Source organism: Microbulbifer discodermiae, assembly GCF_040742695.1.
Taxonomy (GTDB): domain Bacteria; phylum Pseudomonadota; class Gammaproteobacteria; order Pseudomonadales; family Cellvibrionaceae; genus Microbulbifer.
This window is the reverse complement of the sequence record NZ_JBFLAB010000015.1, coordinates 40625-55682: the sequence shown is the minus strand read 5'-3', so window position 1 is coordinate 55682 and position 15058 is coordinate 40625. Positions and strand designations below refer to the sequence as shown.

12 protein-coding genes are annotated in these 15058 nt (G+C 60.5%); 5 read left to right on the top strand and 7 right to left on the bottom strand.

What is annotated here, in order from left to right:
- Positions 1–434 precede the first annotated feature (434 nt).
- The gene (locus AB1S50_RS07700) at positions 435–1820 is read right to left on the bottom strand and encodes a nicotinate phosphoribosyltransferase (protein ID WP_367149971.1); all 1386 of its coding nucleotides are present in this window, start codon (positions 1818–1820) and stop codon (positions 435–437) included.
- A 265-nt stretch (positions 1821–2085) separates the two neighbouring features.
- Between AB1S50_RS07700 and AB1S50_RS07695 the strand changes: the two genes are divergently transcribed.
- Together AB1S50_RS07695 and AB1S50_RS07690 are read left to right on the top strand one after the other, a co-directional pair.
- The gene (locus tag AB1S50_RS07695) at positions 2086–3042 is read left to right on the top strand and encodes a DnaJ C-terminal domain-containing protein (RefSeq protein ID WP_367149970.1); all 957 of its coding nucleotides are present in this window, start codon (positions 2086–2088) and stop codon (positions 3040–3042) included.
- 12 nt (positions 3043–3054) lie between these two features.
- The gene (locus AB1S50_RS07690) at positions 3055–3375 is read left to right on the top strand and encodes a chaperone modulator CbpM (protein WP_367149969.1); all 321 of its coding nucleotides are present in this window, start codon (positions 3055–3057) and stop codon (positions 3373–3375) included.
- Between the two features lie 161 nt (positions 3376–3536).
- Here AB1S50_RS07690 and AB1S50_RS07685 read toward each other — a convergent pair whose 3' ends face one another.
- A complete protein-coding gene (locus tag AB1S50_RS07685) occupies positions 3537–4520 on the bottom strand; it encodes a calcium/sodium antiporter (protein ID WP_367149968.1) in 984 nt (327 codons plus the stop codon).
- Positions 4521–4980: 460 nt separating this feature from the next.
- The gene (locus AB1S50_RS07680) at positions 4981–5358 is read right to left on the bottom strand and encodes a hypothetical protein (protein WP_367149967.1); all 378 of its coding nucleotides are present in this window, start codon (positions 5356–5358) and stop codon (positions 4981–4983) included.
- A 253-nt stretch (positions 5359–5611) separates the two neighbouring features.
- Here AB1S50_RS07680 and AB1S50_RS07675 point away from each other — a divergent pair, with 253 nt between their 5' ends.
- A complete protein-coding gene (locus AB1S50_RS07675) occupies positions 5612–5794 on the top strand; it encodes a hypothetical protein (RefSeq protein WP_367149966.1) in 183 nt (60 codons plus the stop codon).
- 227 nt (positions 5795–6021) lie between these two features.
- On the opposite strand, the gene AB1S50_RS07670 is transcribed toward AB1S50_RS07675, so the two are convergent.
- The 4 genes from AB1S50_RS07670 to hutC form a co-directional block, all read right to left on the bottom strand.
- Positions 6022–8145: a S9 family peptidase gene (locus AB1S50_RS07670; RefSeq protein ID WP_367149965.1), complete on the bottom strand. Its 2124-nt coding sequence runs from the start codon at positions 8143–8145 to the stop codon at positions 6022–6024.
- A gap of 197 nt (positions 8146–8342) precedes the next feature.
- Complete coding sequence (gene hutH / locus AB1S50_RS07665; protein WP_367149964.1) at positions 8343–9893, bottom strand: histidine ammonia-lyase; 1551 nt, start codon at positions 9891–9893, stop codon at positions 8343–8345.
- Between the two features lie 62 nt (positions 9894–9955).
- Positions 9956–11632: a urocanate hydratase gene (gene hutU / locus AB1S50_RS07660; RefSeq protein ID WP_367149963.1), complete on the bottom strand. Its 1677-nt coding sequence runs from the start codon at positions 11630–11632 to the stop codon at positions 9956–9958.
- 72 nt (positions 11633–11704) lie between these two features.
- Entirely contained in the window at positions 11705–12448 is a 744-nt protein-coding gene (gene hutC / locus AB1S50_RS07655) for a histidine utilization repressor (RefSeq protein ID WP_367149962.1), read from the bottom strand.
- A 205-nt stretch (positions 12449–12653) separates the two neighbouring features.
- Between hutC and hutI the strand changes: the two genes are divergently transcribed.
- A complete protein-coding gene (hutI, locus tag AB1S50_RS07650) occupies positions 12654–13883 on the top strand; it encodes an imidazolonepropionase (protein ID WP_367149961.1) in 1230 nt (409 codons plus the stop codon).
- Positions 13867–14820 (top strand): formimidoylglutamase, encoded by a 954-nt coding sequence (gene hutG, locus AB1S50_RS07645; protein ID WP_367149960.1) that lies wholly within the window; start codon positions 13867–13869, stop codon positions 14818–14820. The genes hutI and hutG overlap by 17 nt, the downstream gene beginning before the upstream one ends.
- The last annotated feature ends 238 nt before the right edge of the window (positions 14821–15058 follow it).

Here is a 15058-nt window from a genome sequence, read left to right as displayed (position 1 = left end):
AAAATACTGCGATAAATCAGAATCCTCCTTTCTATTCTGAATTTTATTTTGAAAATATTTATGGTGAGAGGATTGGTTATTGTTTAATTCTTGCGCAAAAGGCGCCTAATTAGCCCTCCTTTTGGTGACTTGTATCTATTAAACTTAAGAAATGTTTTTACATTATTTGCCTGCAAATAATTACAATTAGCATCACTGGTCAATTCTGTAACGCTGATTGGGTTTAGTGTGTTAGGACCTCACCAGATTTTCTTTTCGCGGGTTTCCCGCTTCAACAAGCTGGCACCTGGGAGTCTATTACTACGGATACCGGGGGGCTATAAATAACCCGTAATTGCGACAAATTTTGTGTTGTGGAGCGCCGGGCTTGCCTGTGGTAATTCTGCATGGCTTGTCAATAGGGTAATTGGAGGGACAAATAGCCCGACTAATGCTCATTGATCAATTTGAGCAAGGTGTCGAATCTCCGCAAAATTCGTGTTTATCAGCAGGGTCCCGTTTCGGAACACCGGCCTCAGCAGATTATTGCGTCCACCGAGAGCAGTCGCAGCCACTGTTTGCAACTTGCCCCGGTCATCTACGATAAGTGCCAGGCGTCCGCGCTTGGATTTTTTTTCCGGATCGGTGACTGGGTCCTTGTAGATGGGCTGCCAGTGGCCATTTATGCGGATGGCACTGGCCTTCATGGCGAAGTTCATGACATCGCGATCGAGTTTTTGCAGCAGTTCGCCGCCCATGCCAAAAGTGATATTGTCAGCGCTGATTTTCCGCTCTTTCATCGCTTGCAGGATTTTGGGTATGGAGTGACGCGATACGCCGTCGCCCTGTATTACCCGGATGAAGTCCGGCAGCACCCGGTAACCCCTGGTATTCTCGCAAAAGCCGAAGATACGCATGAGTCGCTCCAGGCTTTCAGTCACTATGGCGACCGGATCACCGGAGTCCGGTCTCAACACCAGAGTTCCGCCACTGTTGACCACGCGGCTGCGCAGTTTGCCACCCCAGAGGTTTTCGATCGCATGCCAGAGGTCGTAGCTGTCGCTCACCACGGCCAGGGTTTTACCCGGCCCCGCAAACCGGTCGAGCATATTGGCGTAGGCATCGACTTCCCGCTCCCTGCCCCAGGCGGTCATGGTGCAATGCTCGGCGGCCGGAATGGAGTGGCCTGCCATGTCCGCGGCATAGAAACGTCGGGCTGCCACCAGCCCCGCTACCGTATCGGTGCCCTGGAAATTCACCAGGTGCGCCATGCCGCCCAGCATGGCGGATTCCTGACTGGTGGCACCTCTGGCACCGAAGTCGTGTAATTTGAACGGCAGTCCCTCCAGATTGTCGGCCGTCTCGCGCAGGAAACCAGCGATGCGCTTTTTGATCTCCCTGCTTTGGGTGGCCACTGTGGTGGGGTACCAGATGGCGCGTAATAAAGCGGTTTCCATATAGCTGGTGAGCCAGAAGCAGGCCGGGCAGGTATTCACCATCTGCAGCATCACATTGTGCGATGGAACCGGTGTGCCCTCGGCAACTGCGGAGATTTCCAGTGGCAGCAGACCGCCGTGGGCTGCGACGATATGCTCCCAGCCGGCGCGGTGAAACGGCAGCCCGTGCTGATGCAGAAGCGTTTCCGCTGCAGCGATATCCGCTGTGCTGATGGGCTGCAGCAGGTACTCTTTCACAAAAGCCTGCAAGCCAAAGAAGACCGCCTCGGGAAACTGCCCTCCCCGGCTCTCTATGTAACTGCTCACATACTCGGAGCCGGGCGGGTACTGGAGATAATGGCTCGCCTTGTAGCTGTCGGTATTCAGGATCAGGTTGTGTTTCATCGTCCGGGGGATCTGTTCACGGGGTTGTGTGACCGAAGGCGGAGGGCAATGCAAGCCATTGGCAGGGGTTCCATTCCACGCAGTCGCACAGGGTTTCAGGCTCAGAGGCGGTATTTCTTCCTTTGATTGCCGGCGAAAGGCTATCCTTGCCATGACTGGGCGGAGCACGGCCTTACCCAGGAAACTTTAGCTGCAAATCTGTCGACGGTCGGAGCGGGTTAGGGACTGCGGGTGAATATTTTCACATGGGGATTGGCGACGTCTCATGGAGTATAAGGATTACTACAAGATTCTGGGCCTGGAGCGCGACGCAGACCAGGCGACAGTCAAGCGCGCCTACCGCAAACTGGCGCGTAAATATCATCCCGATGTCAGTGAAGAAGAGCAGGCGGAGGACCGCTTCAAGGATGTCAACGAGGCTTACGAGGTCCTGAAAGATCCGGAGAAACGTGCCGCTTACGACCAGCTTGGCAGTAGCTACCATTCCGGACAGGAATTTCGCCCGCCGCCGGGCTGGGATGCAGGTTTCGAATTTCATGGCGGTGGCTATACGGAAGCGGACCCGGGTGCTTTCAGTGACTTTTTCGAGAGTTTGTTTGGCCGAGCGGGCGGTTTCGCGCAGGGCTTCGGCGGCGGTCATCAGCCCCAGTTCCACGCGCACGGAGAAAACACTTACGCCCGCATCGCCATAGCGCTGGAGGACAGTTACAGTGGCGCGACCCGGCAGATTTCCCTCAAGCATTCCGAGTGGGGCGAGGATGGGCGCCCGCATACAGTAGAGCGAAAGCTGAAGGTAAAAATTCCCCGGGGGGTTACCGAGGGGCAGCAGATCAGGCTTGCGGGCCAGGGAGAGCCGGGAATTGGTTCGGGTAAGCGGGGCGATTTATACCTGGAAGTCACCTTTACCCCTCACAGCCTATATCGTGTCGAAGGCAAGACAGTTTATTTGGATCTGCCAGTGCTGCCCTGGGAGGCTGCGCTGGGTGCCAAAGTGGAGGTGCCCACCCCGGATGGCCCGGTTAATCTGACCATTCCACCAAACAGTGCCAACGGGCGCAAACTGCGCCTCAAAGGGCGTGGAATACCCGCGGCAGAGCCGGGGGACATGTATGTGGTGCTGGAGACGGTAGCGCCACCGGCCCACAGTGAGGCGGAAAAAGATGCTTATCGGCAGTTTAGCCAGGCTTTTGAATATGACCCGCGCAGCGGGCTGCGGAGCTGACAGGAGATAGAGATGCCGTCAGATAAAGACCAGACAAAGGCTGCCGCAATCCTCGATGAACAGAGTCAGCTCAGCCTCAGTGAGCTCTGCCGCGCCTGCGGCCTCTCGGCTGAGTATATATTGGCATTGGTGGAGGAAGGCGTTATAGAGCCCCAGGGCAGATCCCAGGCGCTCTGGCGCTTCAGTGGTATCAGTGTGCGGCGGGTGCGTCGCGCCAGTACCCTGGAGCGGGACCTGGGTATCAACCTGGCCGGTGCAGCACTGGCAGTGGAATTACTGGAGGAGATTGAGCGACTGAGGGTGCGTCTGGCCCGGTTTGAGAGAAGGCCCTAGCAGGTTGTTGAAAAGGGCATCCTGCCTGTTTCAACGCACGAAAAGCAAAAAATGTGATTTTCACTTTTCTCCCAAAATCAACGACTTAGGCGTCGCCGATTTTGCCGGAACATCCATATTCCGGTACCAGGCGTCGAAATTCTTCCAATTTCAACAGCCTGCTAGGCAACCGCCGCGCGGCCCACGGTTACCACCAGATAGCCCATATAGGTGCAGTATGCCAGCAGCAGCACTGCACCTTCCCAGCGGTTGATTCGCCCCTGGCCGCGAAAGCCGTATGCAAACAGGTACAGCAGCAGGGTCAGACCCACGACCGTGGGCCAATCGCGGGACAGCACTTCCGGCGGTACCGAGTCCATAGGCGCTATGGCACCGGCAATGCCCACTACCGCCAGCAGGTTGAACATGTTGGAGCCCACCACATTGCCCACCGCAATGTCGAACTCCCCTTTGCGGGCTGCCGCCACTGTTGCCGCCAGTTCCGGCAGTGACGTTCCCAGCGCGACTATGGTCAGGCCGATAATCAAATCGCTGACCCCGAGCGCCTCGGCGATGGATACCGCGCCCCACACCAGCAGCCGGGAGCTGATGATCAGCAGTGCCAGCCCCCCCAGGACCCAGAAAATCGCCCAGCCCAGGGGCATCACGTGGGATTGCAGCTCTCTTTCCACCTCCCCTGCCAGTACATCGCCCTTGCCCTTTAGCGCAGCGTAAATAGTCCAGCCGATGAGGCCGACAAAGCCCGCCAGCAGGATCAGGGCCTCCCAGCGCTGCAGAGCGCCATTCCACAGGAAGGCGCCGGTGAGGCAGCTGATGGCCAGTAGCAGCGGCAGCTCCCTGCGGACTATTTTTGAGTGCACTATCAGCGGCACAAACAGAGCAGTAAAACCCAGGATAAGACCCGTGTTGGCGATGTTCGAGCCGTAGGCGTTGCCCAGCGCCAGCCCCGGGCTGCCACCCAGGGCGGCGATGGCGGACACCACCATTTCAGGCGCAGAGGTGCCAAAACCCACAATCACCATACCGACCACCAGCGAAGGTACGCCGGCGTGGGTAGCGGTAGCCGCGGCGCCCTCCACAAAGCGGTCGGCGCTCCAGACCAGTAGGATGAACCCGGTAATGATAGCGAGGGAAGCGAGCAGCATTTTCTGTTCCTGATAGCAGTTACCGGGACCACCGGGCCCTATAGCGGGGTTTGCGACCCGCATCCAAGTTTCGCAGCCGGCGGGCGGCAGTGCATGCGCGCCGGACCATGCGGGCAGGGTCGGACAAGCAGGGCACGGGAGGGCGATTGTACCCGCCCGGTAGAATAACGAAAGTGTCCTGCCCGGGAGCCGTTCCTGCCCAGGTGGGTTAGGACCGTCGGCGGGTGTGGTGAAATTACCCGGTGGTGGGAACTATATTCGTGGAAAGAATGCTGGGGGTGGGGAAACTGCCGTAACCTGAGCGAGAAAATTCAGTGGCGATTTTTTTCAACAACCGGACAGGCCCTAGCTCCAGCCAGCGGCGGCAGTGTCCCTTGCCGCACAGGACTGCCACTTGTTGCGCGGTTCCACAATCTCAGCGCACAGGCGGTCAGGCTGGCCGGGGCGTGCGCCCTTGAACCTACCGGCGTGGGCGATGGGCTCCGCGGTAGGGCCGGCTGTAGTGGGGACGGGCGCGATAGTAACGGCTTGAGCGGTAATAACGGTGTCCGCGGTAGCCGTGGTGATGGTAGTAGCGATAGCGCGGGTAGCCGTGGCGATAGTAGTAGCGGTACGCTGGGTAGGTACGGTAGCGATAGTAGCGGGGTGAAGAGTAGTAAAACGAAATATTGCTCGAGGGGTAGGCGTAGGGGCTGCGGTAGTAATAGCTCGGGTAGCTCGACGAGTAACCGCGCGCATAATAACTGCCGGAGTAATAGCCATCCGAGGCACAGGCTCCCAGGCCCAGCGCTGCAAATACAGTGGTGCTGATGAGCACCATTTTAAGCTCTCTGTTCATAGCAGTATCTCCCGTGGGACATCTCCGTTGATGACGGCATTCCCTGCGGCTACTGCTCGCCGCTCGCCCTCGGTTGGATAAGGCGGTCCTTTCCGGGGCCGCCGGGAAGTGAGTTCACAGGAATCGCGGCCGCGCCAATGGAGGCCGCATGGTGATGGGGTGTGTTGAGACTGTTTGGCTTGTAGCTGCCGCCGCACAGGGTTTGGTTGACGGGAAGTGTGCCTGGGCAGAAACAGCCTGTGGAATAGGGCGGATGAGCCCTGGTGACACTGCCGGCGCCGCCAGGGCCCCTCCCATAGGGCACAGCGAGATGAATGACGGGTTGGAACGCTGCCATATCAAGCGCCCGGCGCCCGTCACCAGCAACTGCTCGGATCGTCGCTTCACTACAGACCTCCACGCCTTTCGGCGGGTACAGCGTCTACTTTCAGCCTAGCACTGTTGGCGCGAATTTCATCTTTTGTGTTTCGCCCAGGTTACTCCCTCACCCTGTGGGTTTGGGCTCAAAGAGAGCCGTCACCGGGAGCGGATACGGCTGGTTTGTATCCGCAACAGGCCCTAGCTTAGTGTCGTGGGGAGGCGGACCCCACAGATCCGCAATTGGCACTGGGGCGCCGCCACCGGGCGTCTGCTGGCGTCCTTTACTAAGCCCGGGGGAGATGGTTATTCATCGGTGCCCTCGACAGTGTTGGTGGCGAGTATCTTCGAGTTCATCAATGCCCGCTGCAGTCCTGGGATAAAGGTGGCACCGTGCACCACCTGTACGCTGGAGCCTTTCAGGTCATCGCCGAACGGCTGGTAGCGGCCACCGAGGCAGTCGGATAAAAAGGCTTCCGCGGCGGCGAAAAAAGACAGTCGGTTTTCCGGCTTCTGAAAACCATGTCCCTCATCCGGGTAGAGAATATAAGTTACCGGAATCTCCCGGGCCTTCATCGCCGCCACTATCTGATCCGACTCCGCCTGCTTCACCCTGGGGTCATTGGCGCCCTGGCCGATGAGCAGGGGGCGCACAATTTTGTCCGCGCGGTGCAGGGGTGAGCGCTCGGTCAGCAGATTTCTCCCCTCTTCCGTATCCGGATTGCCCACGGCGGCATGCAGGGTGGAGCGGAAGCTCTCCCAATAGGGTGGTATCGAGCTGATCAATGTGTTGAGGCTTGACGGCCCCACTACGTCCACACCGCAGGCAAATTTCTTCGGTGTGAAGGTGAGCCCTACCAGGGTGGCATAGCCACCGTAACTGGCACCCATGATCGCCACCTCATCCGGGCTGGCAATGCCCTCGGCTATGGCCCAGTCCACCGCGTCCACCAGATCGTTGTGCATGGCCCCGGCCCACTCGCCGTTACCGGCGTTGACGAACCCCTTGCCAAAGCCAGTGGATGCGCGGAAGTTGACCTGCAGCACCGCATAGCCGCGATTGGCCAGCCACTGGGCCTCGGGGTCGAAGCCAAAGCTGTCCCGCCCCCAGGGGCCGCCGTGCACCAGCAGCACCATGGGTATCGGCGCCGTCAGGCTGCCGCCCTGGTCGAGATCAGCCGGCAGGGTCAGGTAGGACACCAGATCCTTGCCATCGCGTGCGGAAAGGACCAGCAGGTACATCTTCGCCAGCGGCAGTGTCGCTAGTTTGGGGTGAGTGGTGAACAGCGTCGACAGCGTATTATCGCGGGTGTCGAAAACCTGGTACCGGGGCGCTGCGGCAGCGCTATCGGTATACAGAACCCACTGGCTGGCGTCGAGGGTGGAGCCGAGGATGTTGAAGTCACCGCGCACCTGTTTTTCCAGGGTGGCCAAGTCCTCGGTGTAGGCGCCGTCCAGGGGAATCCAGGCATTGGTCTCGAAGTTAATGGCGTAGGCGATCGGCAGGTGCCTGCGCGGATGCATCAGCACATTGGCAATATCCGCCTTGTTCGACTCGGCGATAACAACCTTGTGACCGCTGTCCAGCGCATAGTGGACCAGTGCCGCCTTGTCCCGCCCGCGGCTGTCGAGCATGTAAAATCCATTGTTGTCGCCATCAAACCCGAGAATGTGCGTGGTCAGTGCATCCTCGAAATCCACCTCGAACACTTCCAGCCAGTCGTCGTCGGTAAATTTGTATGCGCGGTAGCCGCCACTGGGCGTCGACTCAGTAGCGAGCCTCAGCTTGAGGTCGTGATCCAGAAAAAAATGGGCGAAGCCGTCATTTTCCTGCAGCAGCTCGCGTTCGGCGGTTTTCAGATTGACTTTATAGAGATCGTGCCAGCGCGGGTCCCGGTCGTTCATGCCCACAATAACCGCGCCCGGGTGGGTTTCGCTCTGCGCGACCATCTGCGCCTGCACACCGTCGAACGGAGACAGGTCGATGATTTTGTTATTGTCCAGATCTACGGCGTAAAGGTGCCAGTTTTCGTCGCCATCGCGGTCGCGGATATACAGCAGGTGGCGGCTGTCCAGTGCCCAGAAATGGCTGGGTATACCGCGCCCCGTATCCCGCGTGACCGGCTTCGCCGAGTCTATGTCGCCGGCGGGTGCTACCCAGAGATTCATCACCCCGTTCAGGGGAGCGCGAAAGCTCATCATTTTCCCGTCCGGACTCAGTCGCCCCTGAAAGCGGCTCGGGTTGCCGAATAACAATTGCCGGTCAATGAGGGGCGGAGCCTGCGCTGTGGATTTTGTTTGTTCGGTGTTTATTCCGGTTTCTTCTTTTTTGTTGGCATCGGTCTGTTTGTCCGGCGCACACGCCGAGAGCAAAGCGGCAATGGAGAGGGCCCCTAAAAATCTCAATCGATTTATTGTTGGTCGCTTCATCACTAATTCCTTGTCTGCTTGCAGGTGCTTCCTATTTTTTTACCAGGGCAGCATCGCACAGGCGCTTGGGGGAAAGAAGGGGCGGATCCGGGGCTGAAGAAATTTGTGGCGTGGAAATTATTTCATGCAAAAAAAAGGCGCCAGCAGAAACTGGCGCCTTCTGAGAGTCTGGGTTCAGCCTCGCGGCTGGACAACCATCACTGATTTCCCGGCAGCAGATCCTCCGCCACAAAACCCCGGTATTCTGAGCCTGCGAGTAACTGCTTGGCCTGTTGAATATCCGGCGCGAAATACCGGTCCTTGTCGTAAAAGGGTACACGCGCGCGCAACAGTGCCTTGGCCTGCTCCAGTTTGGCCGTGGTTTTCAGCGGTGCGCGGAAATCCAGTCCCTGGCAGGCAGCCAGCAGTTCCACCGCGAGAATACCGCAGGTGTTGTCGGCCATATCCCGCAGGCGCCGCCCGGCAAAGGTGGCCATGGATACATGGTCCTCCTGGTTGGCGGATGTGGGCAGTGAATCCACACTGGCGGGATGGGCCAGGGACTTGTTCTCACTGGCCAGGGCCGCCGAGGTTACCTGGGCGATCATAAAGCCGGAATTGACACCGCCGTTGTCTACCAGAAAGGGCGGCAGTCCGGACAGGTTGGTGTCGATCAGCAGGGCCATGCGCCGCTCCGAGAGGGCACCGATTTCCGCCAGCGCCAGGGCTAGGTTGTCCGCCACCATGGCCACCGGCTCGGCGTGAAAGTTGCCGCCGGAGATAATGTCGGAATTTTCCGGCTGGGCGCCATCGGTAAACACCAGGGGGTTGTCGGATACACCGTTGGCCTCCGCCAGCAGCACCTCGGCGGCGCAGCGGATCTGCTGCAGGCAGGCGCCCATCACCTGTGGCTGGCAGCGCAGCGAATAGGGATCCTGCACTTTTTCACAGTCCTGGTGGGACTTGCCGATGTCACTGCTGTCACCCAGCAGGTCGCGGTAGCTGGCCGCCACATCCCGCTGTGCCAGCTGGCCGCGGGCGGCGTGGATGCGATCGTCGAACGGGCGGCGGGAGCCCTTGGCCGCCTCCAGGGTGAGCGATCCGGTGACCAGTCCGCCGGCGAACAGGTCCTCCGCCGCGAACAGTCCCAGCAGTGCGAAGGCGGTGGAAGCCTGGGTGCCGTTCAGCAGCGCGAGGCCCTCTTTGGGCGCCAGTGTGAGGGGGGCCAGCCCGGCTTTTTTCAGTCCCTCGCTCGCGGGTTTGCGCGCGCCGTCGATAAAGACTTCCCCCTCCCCCAGAAGCACCACACTCATGTGGGCCAGTGGTGCCAGGTCACCTGAAGCACCCACCGAGCCTTTTTCCGGAATCGCCGGGAAAACACCGGCGTTGACCAGTTGGATCAAAGCTTCGATGACTTGCGGGCGCACTCCGGAAAATCCGCGCGCGAGAGAGTTGATCTTCAACACCATGAGCAGGCGCACCGTGGCCTCATCCATAAAATCCCCGGTGCCGGCAGCGTGGCTTAAAACGATGGCCCGCTGCAAAGTCTCCAGGTCCTGCTGCTCGATACGGGTGTTGGCCAGCAGACCGAAACCGGTGTTGATGCCGTAGACAGTGCGGCCCTGAGTGATCACCTGCGCCACTGTCGCCGCCGATGCCTCGATGGCGGTGTAGGCACTGGGGGCCAGAGAGAGCTTGACCGGCTCGCGGGCCGCGCGGCGAAGCTGCGCCAGGCTCAGCTGGCCGGGATCTATTTCCAGTTGATACATAAATATTTTCACCGAAAAATACGTGTTCGATTATATCTTCGTGCTTGCGGGCAAAAATTGAATCAGCCGTTCAGCATGGGCAGATCCAGGTCCAGCTGGCGAGCGCAGTTTTTGGCAATGTCGTAGCCGGCGTCGGCGTGGCGCATCACGCCGGTGGCCGGGTCGTTCCACAGCACGCGCTCGATGCGCTTGCGCGCGGCCTCGGTACCGTCGCAGACAATCACCACCCCGGCGTGCTGGCTAAAGCCCATGCCCACACCGCCGCCGTGGTGCAGGGAAACCCAGGTGGCGCCCGAGGCGGTATTCAGCAGCGCGTTCAACAGAGGCCAGTCGGACACCGCGTCGGATCCGTCCAGCATCGCCTCCGTCTCGCGGTTGGGGCTGGCTACGGATCCGGAATCCAGGTGATCGCGACCTATGACCACCGGCGCCTCCAGCTCGCCGCTGGCAACCATTTCGTTGAACGCCAGGGCCAGCCGTGCGCGGTCCTTCAGGCCCACCCAGCAGATACGCGCCGGCAAACCCTGAAACTGGATGCGTTCGCGGGCCATGTCCAGCCAGTTGTGCAGCTGCGGGTTGTCCGGTATCAGTGCCTTCACCATGGCATCGGTCTTGTAGATGTCCTCCGGGTTGCCCGACAGGGCGGCCCAGCGGAAGGGTCCTATGCCCTCGCAGAACAGAGGGCGGATATAGGCGGGCACGAAACCGGGAAAATCGAACGCGTTCTGCACCCCTTCCTCGAGGGCCATCTGGCGGATGTTGTTGCCGTAGTCGAGGGTGGCGGCGCCGCACCGCTGCAGCTCCAGCATGGCCTCCACCTGGATTGCCATGGACTGCTTGGCCGCCTTCACCACGGCGGCCTCGTCCTGTTTGCGCATCTGGGCCGCGTATTCCAGGGTCCAGCCCCTGGGCAGGTAGCCGTTCAGAGGGTCGTGGGCGGAAGTCTGGTCGGTGACGGAATCCGGTGTGATATTGCGCTCTACCAGCTGCGGGAAAATTTCCGCGGCGTTGCCCAGCAGGCCCACGGACACCGCCTGCTGCTTTTCCCTGGCATCCGCAAGGATATTCAGGGCCTCGTCCAGGCTGGTCGCTTTTCGGTCCAGGTAGCCGGTGCGCAGGCGGAAGTCGATACGGGTCTCATCGCATTCCACCGCGATCATACTAAAACCCGCCATGGTGGCCGCCAGTGGTTGCGCGCCGCCCATGCCGCCGAGGCCGCCGGTGAGAATCCACCTGCCCGCGGCGGCGCCATCGAAATGTTTGCGCGCAACGGCGGCGAAGGTTTCGTAGGTGCCCTGCACTATGCCCTGGGAACCAATGTAGATCCAGGAGCCGGCGGTCATCTGGCCGTACATGGCCAGCCCCTTTTTATCCAGCTCGTTGAAGTGTTCCCAGGTGGCCCAGTGCGGCACCAGATTCGAATTGGCCAGCAGTACCCGCGGTGCATCGGCGTGGGTCCTGAACACACCCACCGGTTTACCGGACTGCACCAGCAGGGTTTCGTCGTCCTCCAGGCGTTTCAGCACCTCGACAATTTTGTCGAAACACTCCCAGTCCCGTGCGGCCCGGCCGATACCGCCATAGACCACCAGATCTTCGGGCCTTTCGGCGACGTCCGGATCCAGGTTGTTCATCAGCATGCGCAGAGGCGCTTCTGTCAGCCAGCTTTTTGCATTCAGCGCAGTACCGCGGGGTGCAGTAATCCTGCGGCTGGGGTCGTGACGTTTATCGGCAGTCATGGTCACCTCGAATCCTGTGATAAGTGGTTCAGATATTCCCGGGCGCGACTGGCGCCCCCGTTTTTTTGTAGGTTAAAACCGCAGCAGTGCACCCAGGCGGTAGCGGTTACCGGGGTGTATCAAACGGGCAAAGCTCACTGTGCCCGAGCTGCTTTTAGTGCGGCGACAGATCTGCAGGCAGGCGCTGCCGGCCTCTATTTGCAGTGCCTGCGCAACCGGGCCGTCCGCCCCTATCGCTTCCACCGTGGTGTCCGCCTCGGTCAGCGGTGCCACCCGGGACAGATAGGCGTTCGGCGTGCTGCTGGAAAAGTCCTGACGCAGATATTCCGGGGCCAGCTCCGGATTGGTGTAGCGCTCCTCCCACTGGACCGGCAGGCCGTTGTCCCTGTGCACTATGATTGAGTGAAAGGTGCGTGCTCCCTCCCCCAGAGACAGTGCCAGGGCCACTTCAGCGGTAGCGCATCGTGCCTCCAAAACCAGAACCCGGCTGCTGTATCTGTGGCCGCGGGCCGAGATTTCGTCGGCGATATTGCGAACTTCCAGCAGCGAGCCGGCGGGCACCGGCTCGGCGACGAAGGTGCCCAGCCCCTGTGTCCGCTGTAACACACCCTCATCGGTCAGTTCACTCAGGGCGCGGCGCGCGGTCATGCGGCTGACACCAAACTCCTGTGCCAACTGGTTTTCCGACGGCACCTGAAAGTGTATCGGCCAGTCGCCGGACTCAATGCGACAGCGCACATGGCGCTTGATGGCAAGGTAGCGGGGCTGCCCCGGCACCGATGGCACATCTGCTGAGGGTTCTGTTGCAGTATTCATAAACTCAGGTAGAGTGCGGCCTCGTCTTGTATATGCTTGTATATACAAGACCAACTATGAATCGGCGACCCCGGTCTGTCAAGGTGGTCACTGGACCCCAGGCGTGGCAAGGTTCACCTCTGGCGCCGACCTTCGCCGGGACCCGCACCCGGGGCCGCCGGTAGACCGGGGTTAAAATAAGAGGAAAACGCACCGTGAGCCTTCTATGACAGAACGCTGTGACCTGTTGATTACCAATGTGCACGCCGCCACCATGGACCCCTCTGTCAGTGGCGCCTATGGCGCTGTGGAGGATGCGGCGGTCGCCATCACCGGCGGCAGGATCGTATGGCTGGGGCCGCGCAGAGAGCTGCCCCACTGTGCCGCAGACCACAACATCGACGGCGAGGGTGGCTGGCTTACCCCCGGACTCATCGATTGCCACACCCACCTGGTGTACGGCGGTCACCGCGCGTCCGAGTTCGCCCGGCGCCTCGGCGGTGAGAGCTACACAGAGGTGGCACTATCCGGTGGCGGAATTTTATCCACGGTGCGCGCTACCCGCGCCGCCAGCGCCGAGCAGCTCTACCGTGCCGCCGAACCGCGTCTGCGGGCCCTGCTGGCCGAAGGTGTGACCACGGTGGAAATCAAATCCGGCTACGGGCTGGACCTGGACACAGAGTTGAAACAGCTGCGCACCGCGCGGCGGCTGTCCCAGCACTACCCGGTGGCAATTACCACCACCTGCCTCGCCGCCCATGCGCTGCCGCCGGAGTACGAAGGCCGCGCAGATGAATACATAGATCTGGTGTGTGAAGAGATACTGCCAGCGGTGGCCCGCGAGCAACTGGCCGACGCGGTGGATATGTTCTGCGAGTCCATCGCCTTCTCTGTGCGGCAGTGCCAGCGGGTCATCGACTGTGCACGGGGGCTGGATCTGCCCGTCAAGGTGCACGCTGAGCAGTTGTCCCGATCCGGCGCCACTGCCATGGCCGCCGGGGCCAGCGCCCTGTCGGTGGACCATGTAGAGTATATTAGCGATGAGGATGTAGCTGCCATGGCCGCCAGCGGCACAGTGGCAGTGTTGCTGCCGGGCGCTTACTACACATTGCGCGAAACCCAGCGGCCGCCAGTGGAGACATTGCGCGCGGCCGGTGTCTGCATGGCGCTGTCCACGGATCTCAACCCCGGCAGTTGTCCCATAGCGTCGCTGAGGCTGATGATGAATATGGGCTGCAATCTGTTTGGGCTCACCCCTGCCGAAGCCCTGGCCGGCGTCACCCGCAGTGCGGCCCGCGCCCTGGGAATGTGTTGTTCCCGCGGCGCTTTGCGGCCCGGGTTGCGCGCCGACATGGTGCTCTGGCCTATGGACACCCCGGACCAGTTGGCCTACGAAATAGGCGCGCTGCAACCCGCACAGATTTTTTTTGGAGGCCGGGATGTTACAGCTGGCTGATATGCGCCTGTGGAGCGGCCGCACTGATGCTGAGGACGGCAGGGCAGGCGAGCGCTGGCACCAGCGCATTACCCCCCTGCAACTGGACAGTGCTCCGGGACTGGCGGTGCTGGGTTTTGCCAGCGATGAGGGGGTGCGCCGCAACCAGGGGCGTATCGGTGCCGCCAAGGGCCCGCGCATTTTGCGCCTGGCGATGGCCAACCTGCCGGCCACTTTCGACCGGCCCCTGTACGACGCGGGCAATGTGCGGGTGGAACAGGCGGACCTCGAATCGGCTCAGGCACTGTTGGGAGCGCGGGTTGCGGAACTGCTCGACGGAGGCCACTTTCCCCTGGTACTGGGAGGTGGTCACGAAATCGCCTACGGGAGCTATCAGGGAATTGCCCGCTGGATGCGCGAACTGCACCGGGATAAAACCCTCGGCATCATCAATTTTGATGCCCACCTGGACCTGCGTATCCCGTCACCGGCCAGCAGTTCGGGAACACCTTTTTATCAAATTGCCGAGGAGTGCAAGCTCGCCGGCAAACCTTTCAACTATCTGTGCCTGGGTGCGGCGGACAATGCCAATACCGATGCCCTGTATCGCCGTGCCGCGGAACTGGGCGCGCAGGTGATCCGCGACCGGGAGATCACCGCCTGGAACCTGGATGTGACGCTGGAAAGGATCGCCGCATTTATCGATGCGGTGGACCTGGTCTATCTCACTGTGTGCCTGGACGTATTTCCGGCAGCGGTGATGCCGGCAGTCAGCGCCCCCGCCAGCAGGGGGGTACCGCTGGAATTGTTTGAACCCATGCTGGATAGGGTGCTGAACTCCGGCAAGGTCTGCCTGGCGGACATGGCCGAATTCAATCCCTACTTCGATATCGAGGATCACGCCGCGCGCACCGCTGCGCGTATCGGTTTCCAGATCGCCAACGGTGTAATGGCCTAAGGCCTGTTCAAAAAGCCTCCACGACCAGCCAGCTTGATTTGCGGCCCGTACCCGCCGGTTCGAAACAGCCGCCCACCGTTAACTTGGCGACTCAATAAGTCATCGGTTAACAGGAAGGGCCTGTGCGCCTGGAATCTGCTGGCTGACCTCATACCAAAGGCAAAGAGAAAAAGGTCCGGGTAAATTTCCACTGGAAAAATTTTCGTAAGTTTTTTCACCGCCCAGGTACTGTAGAGGT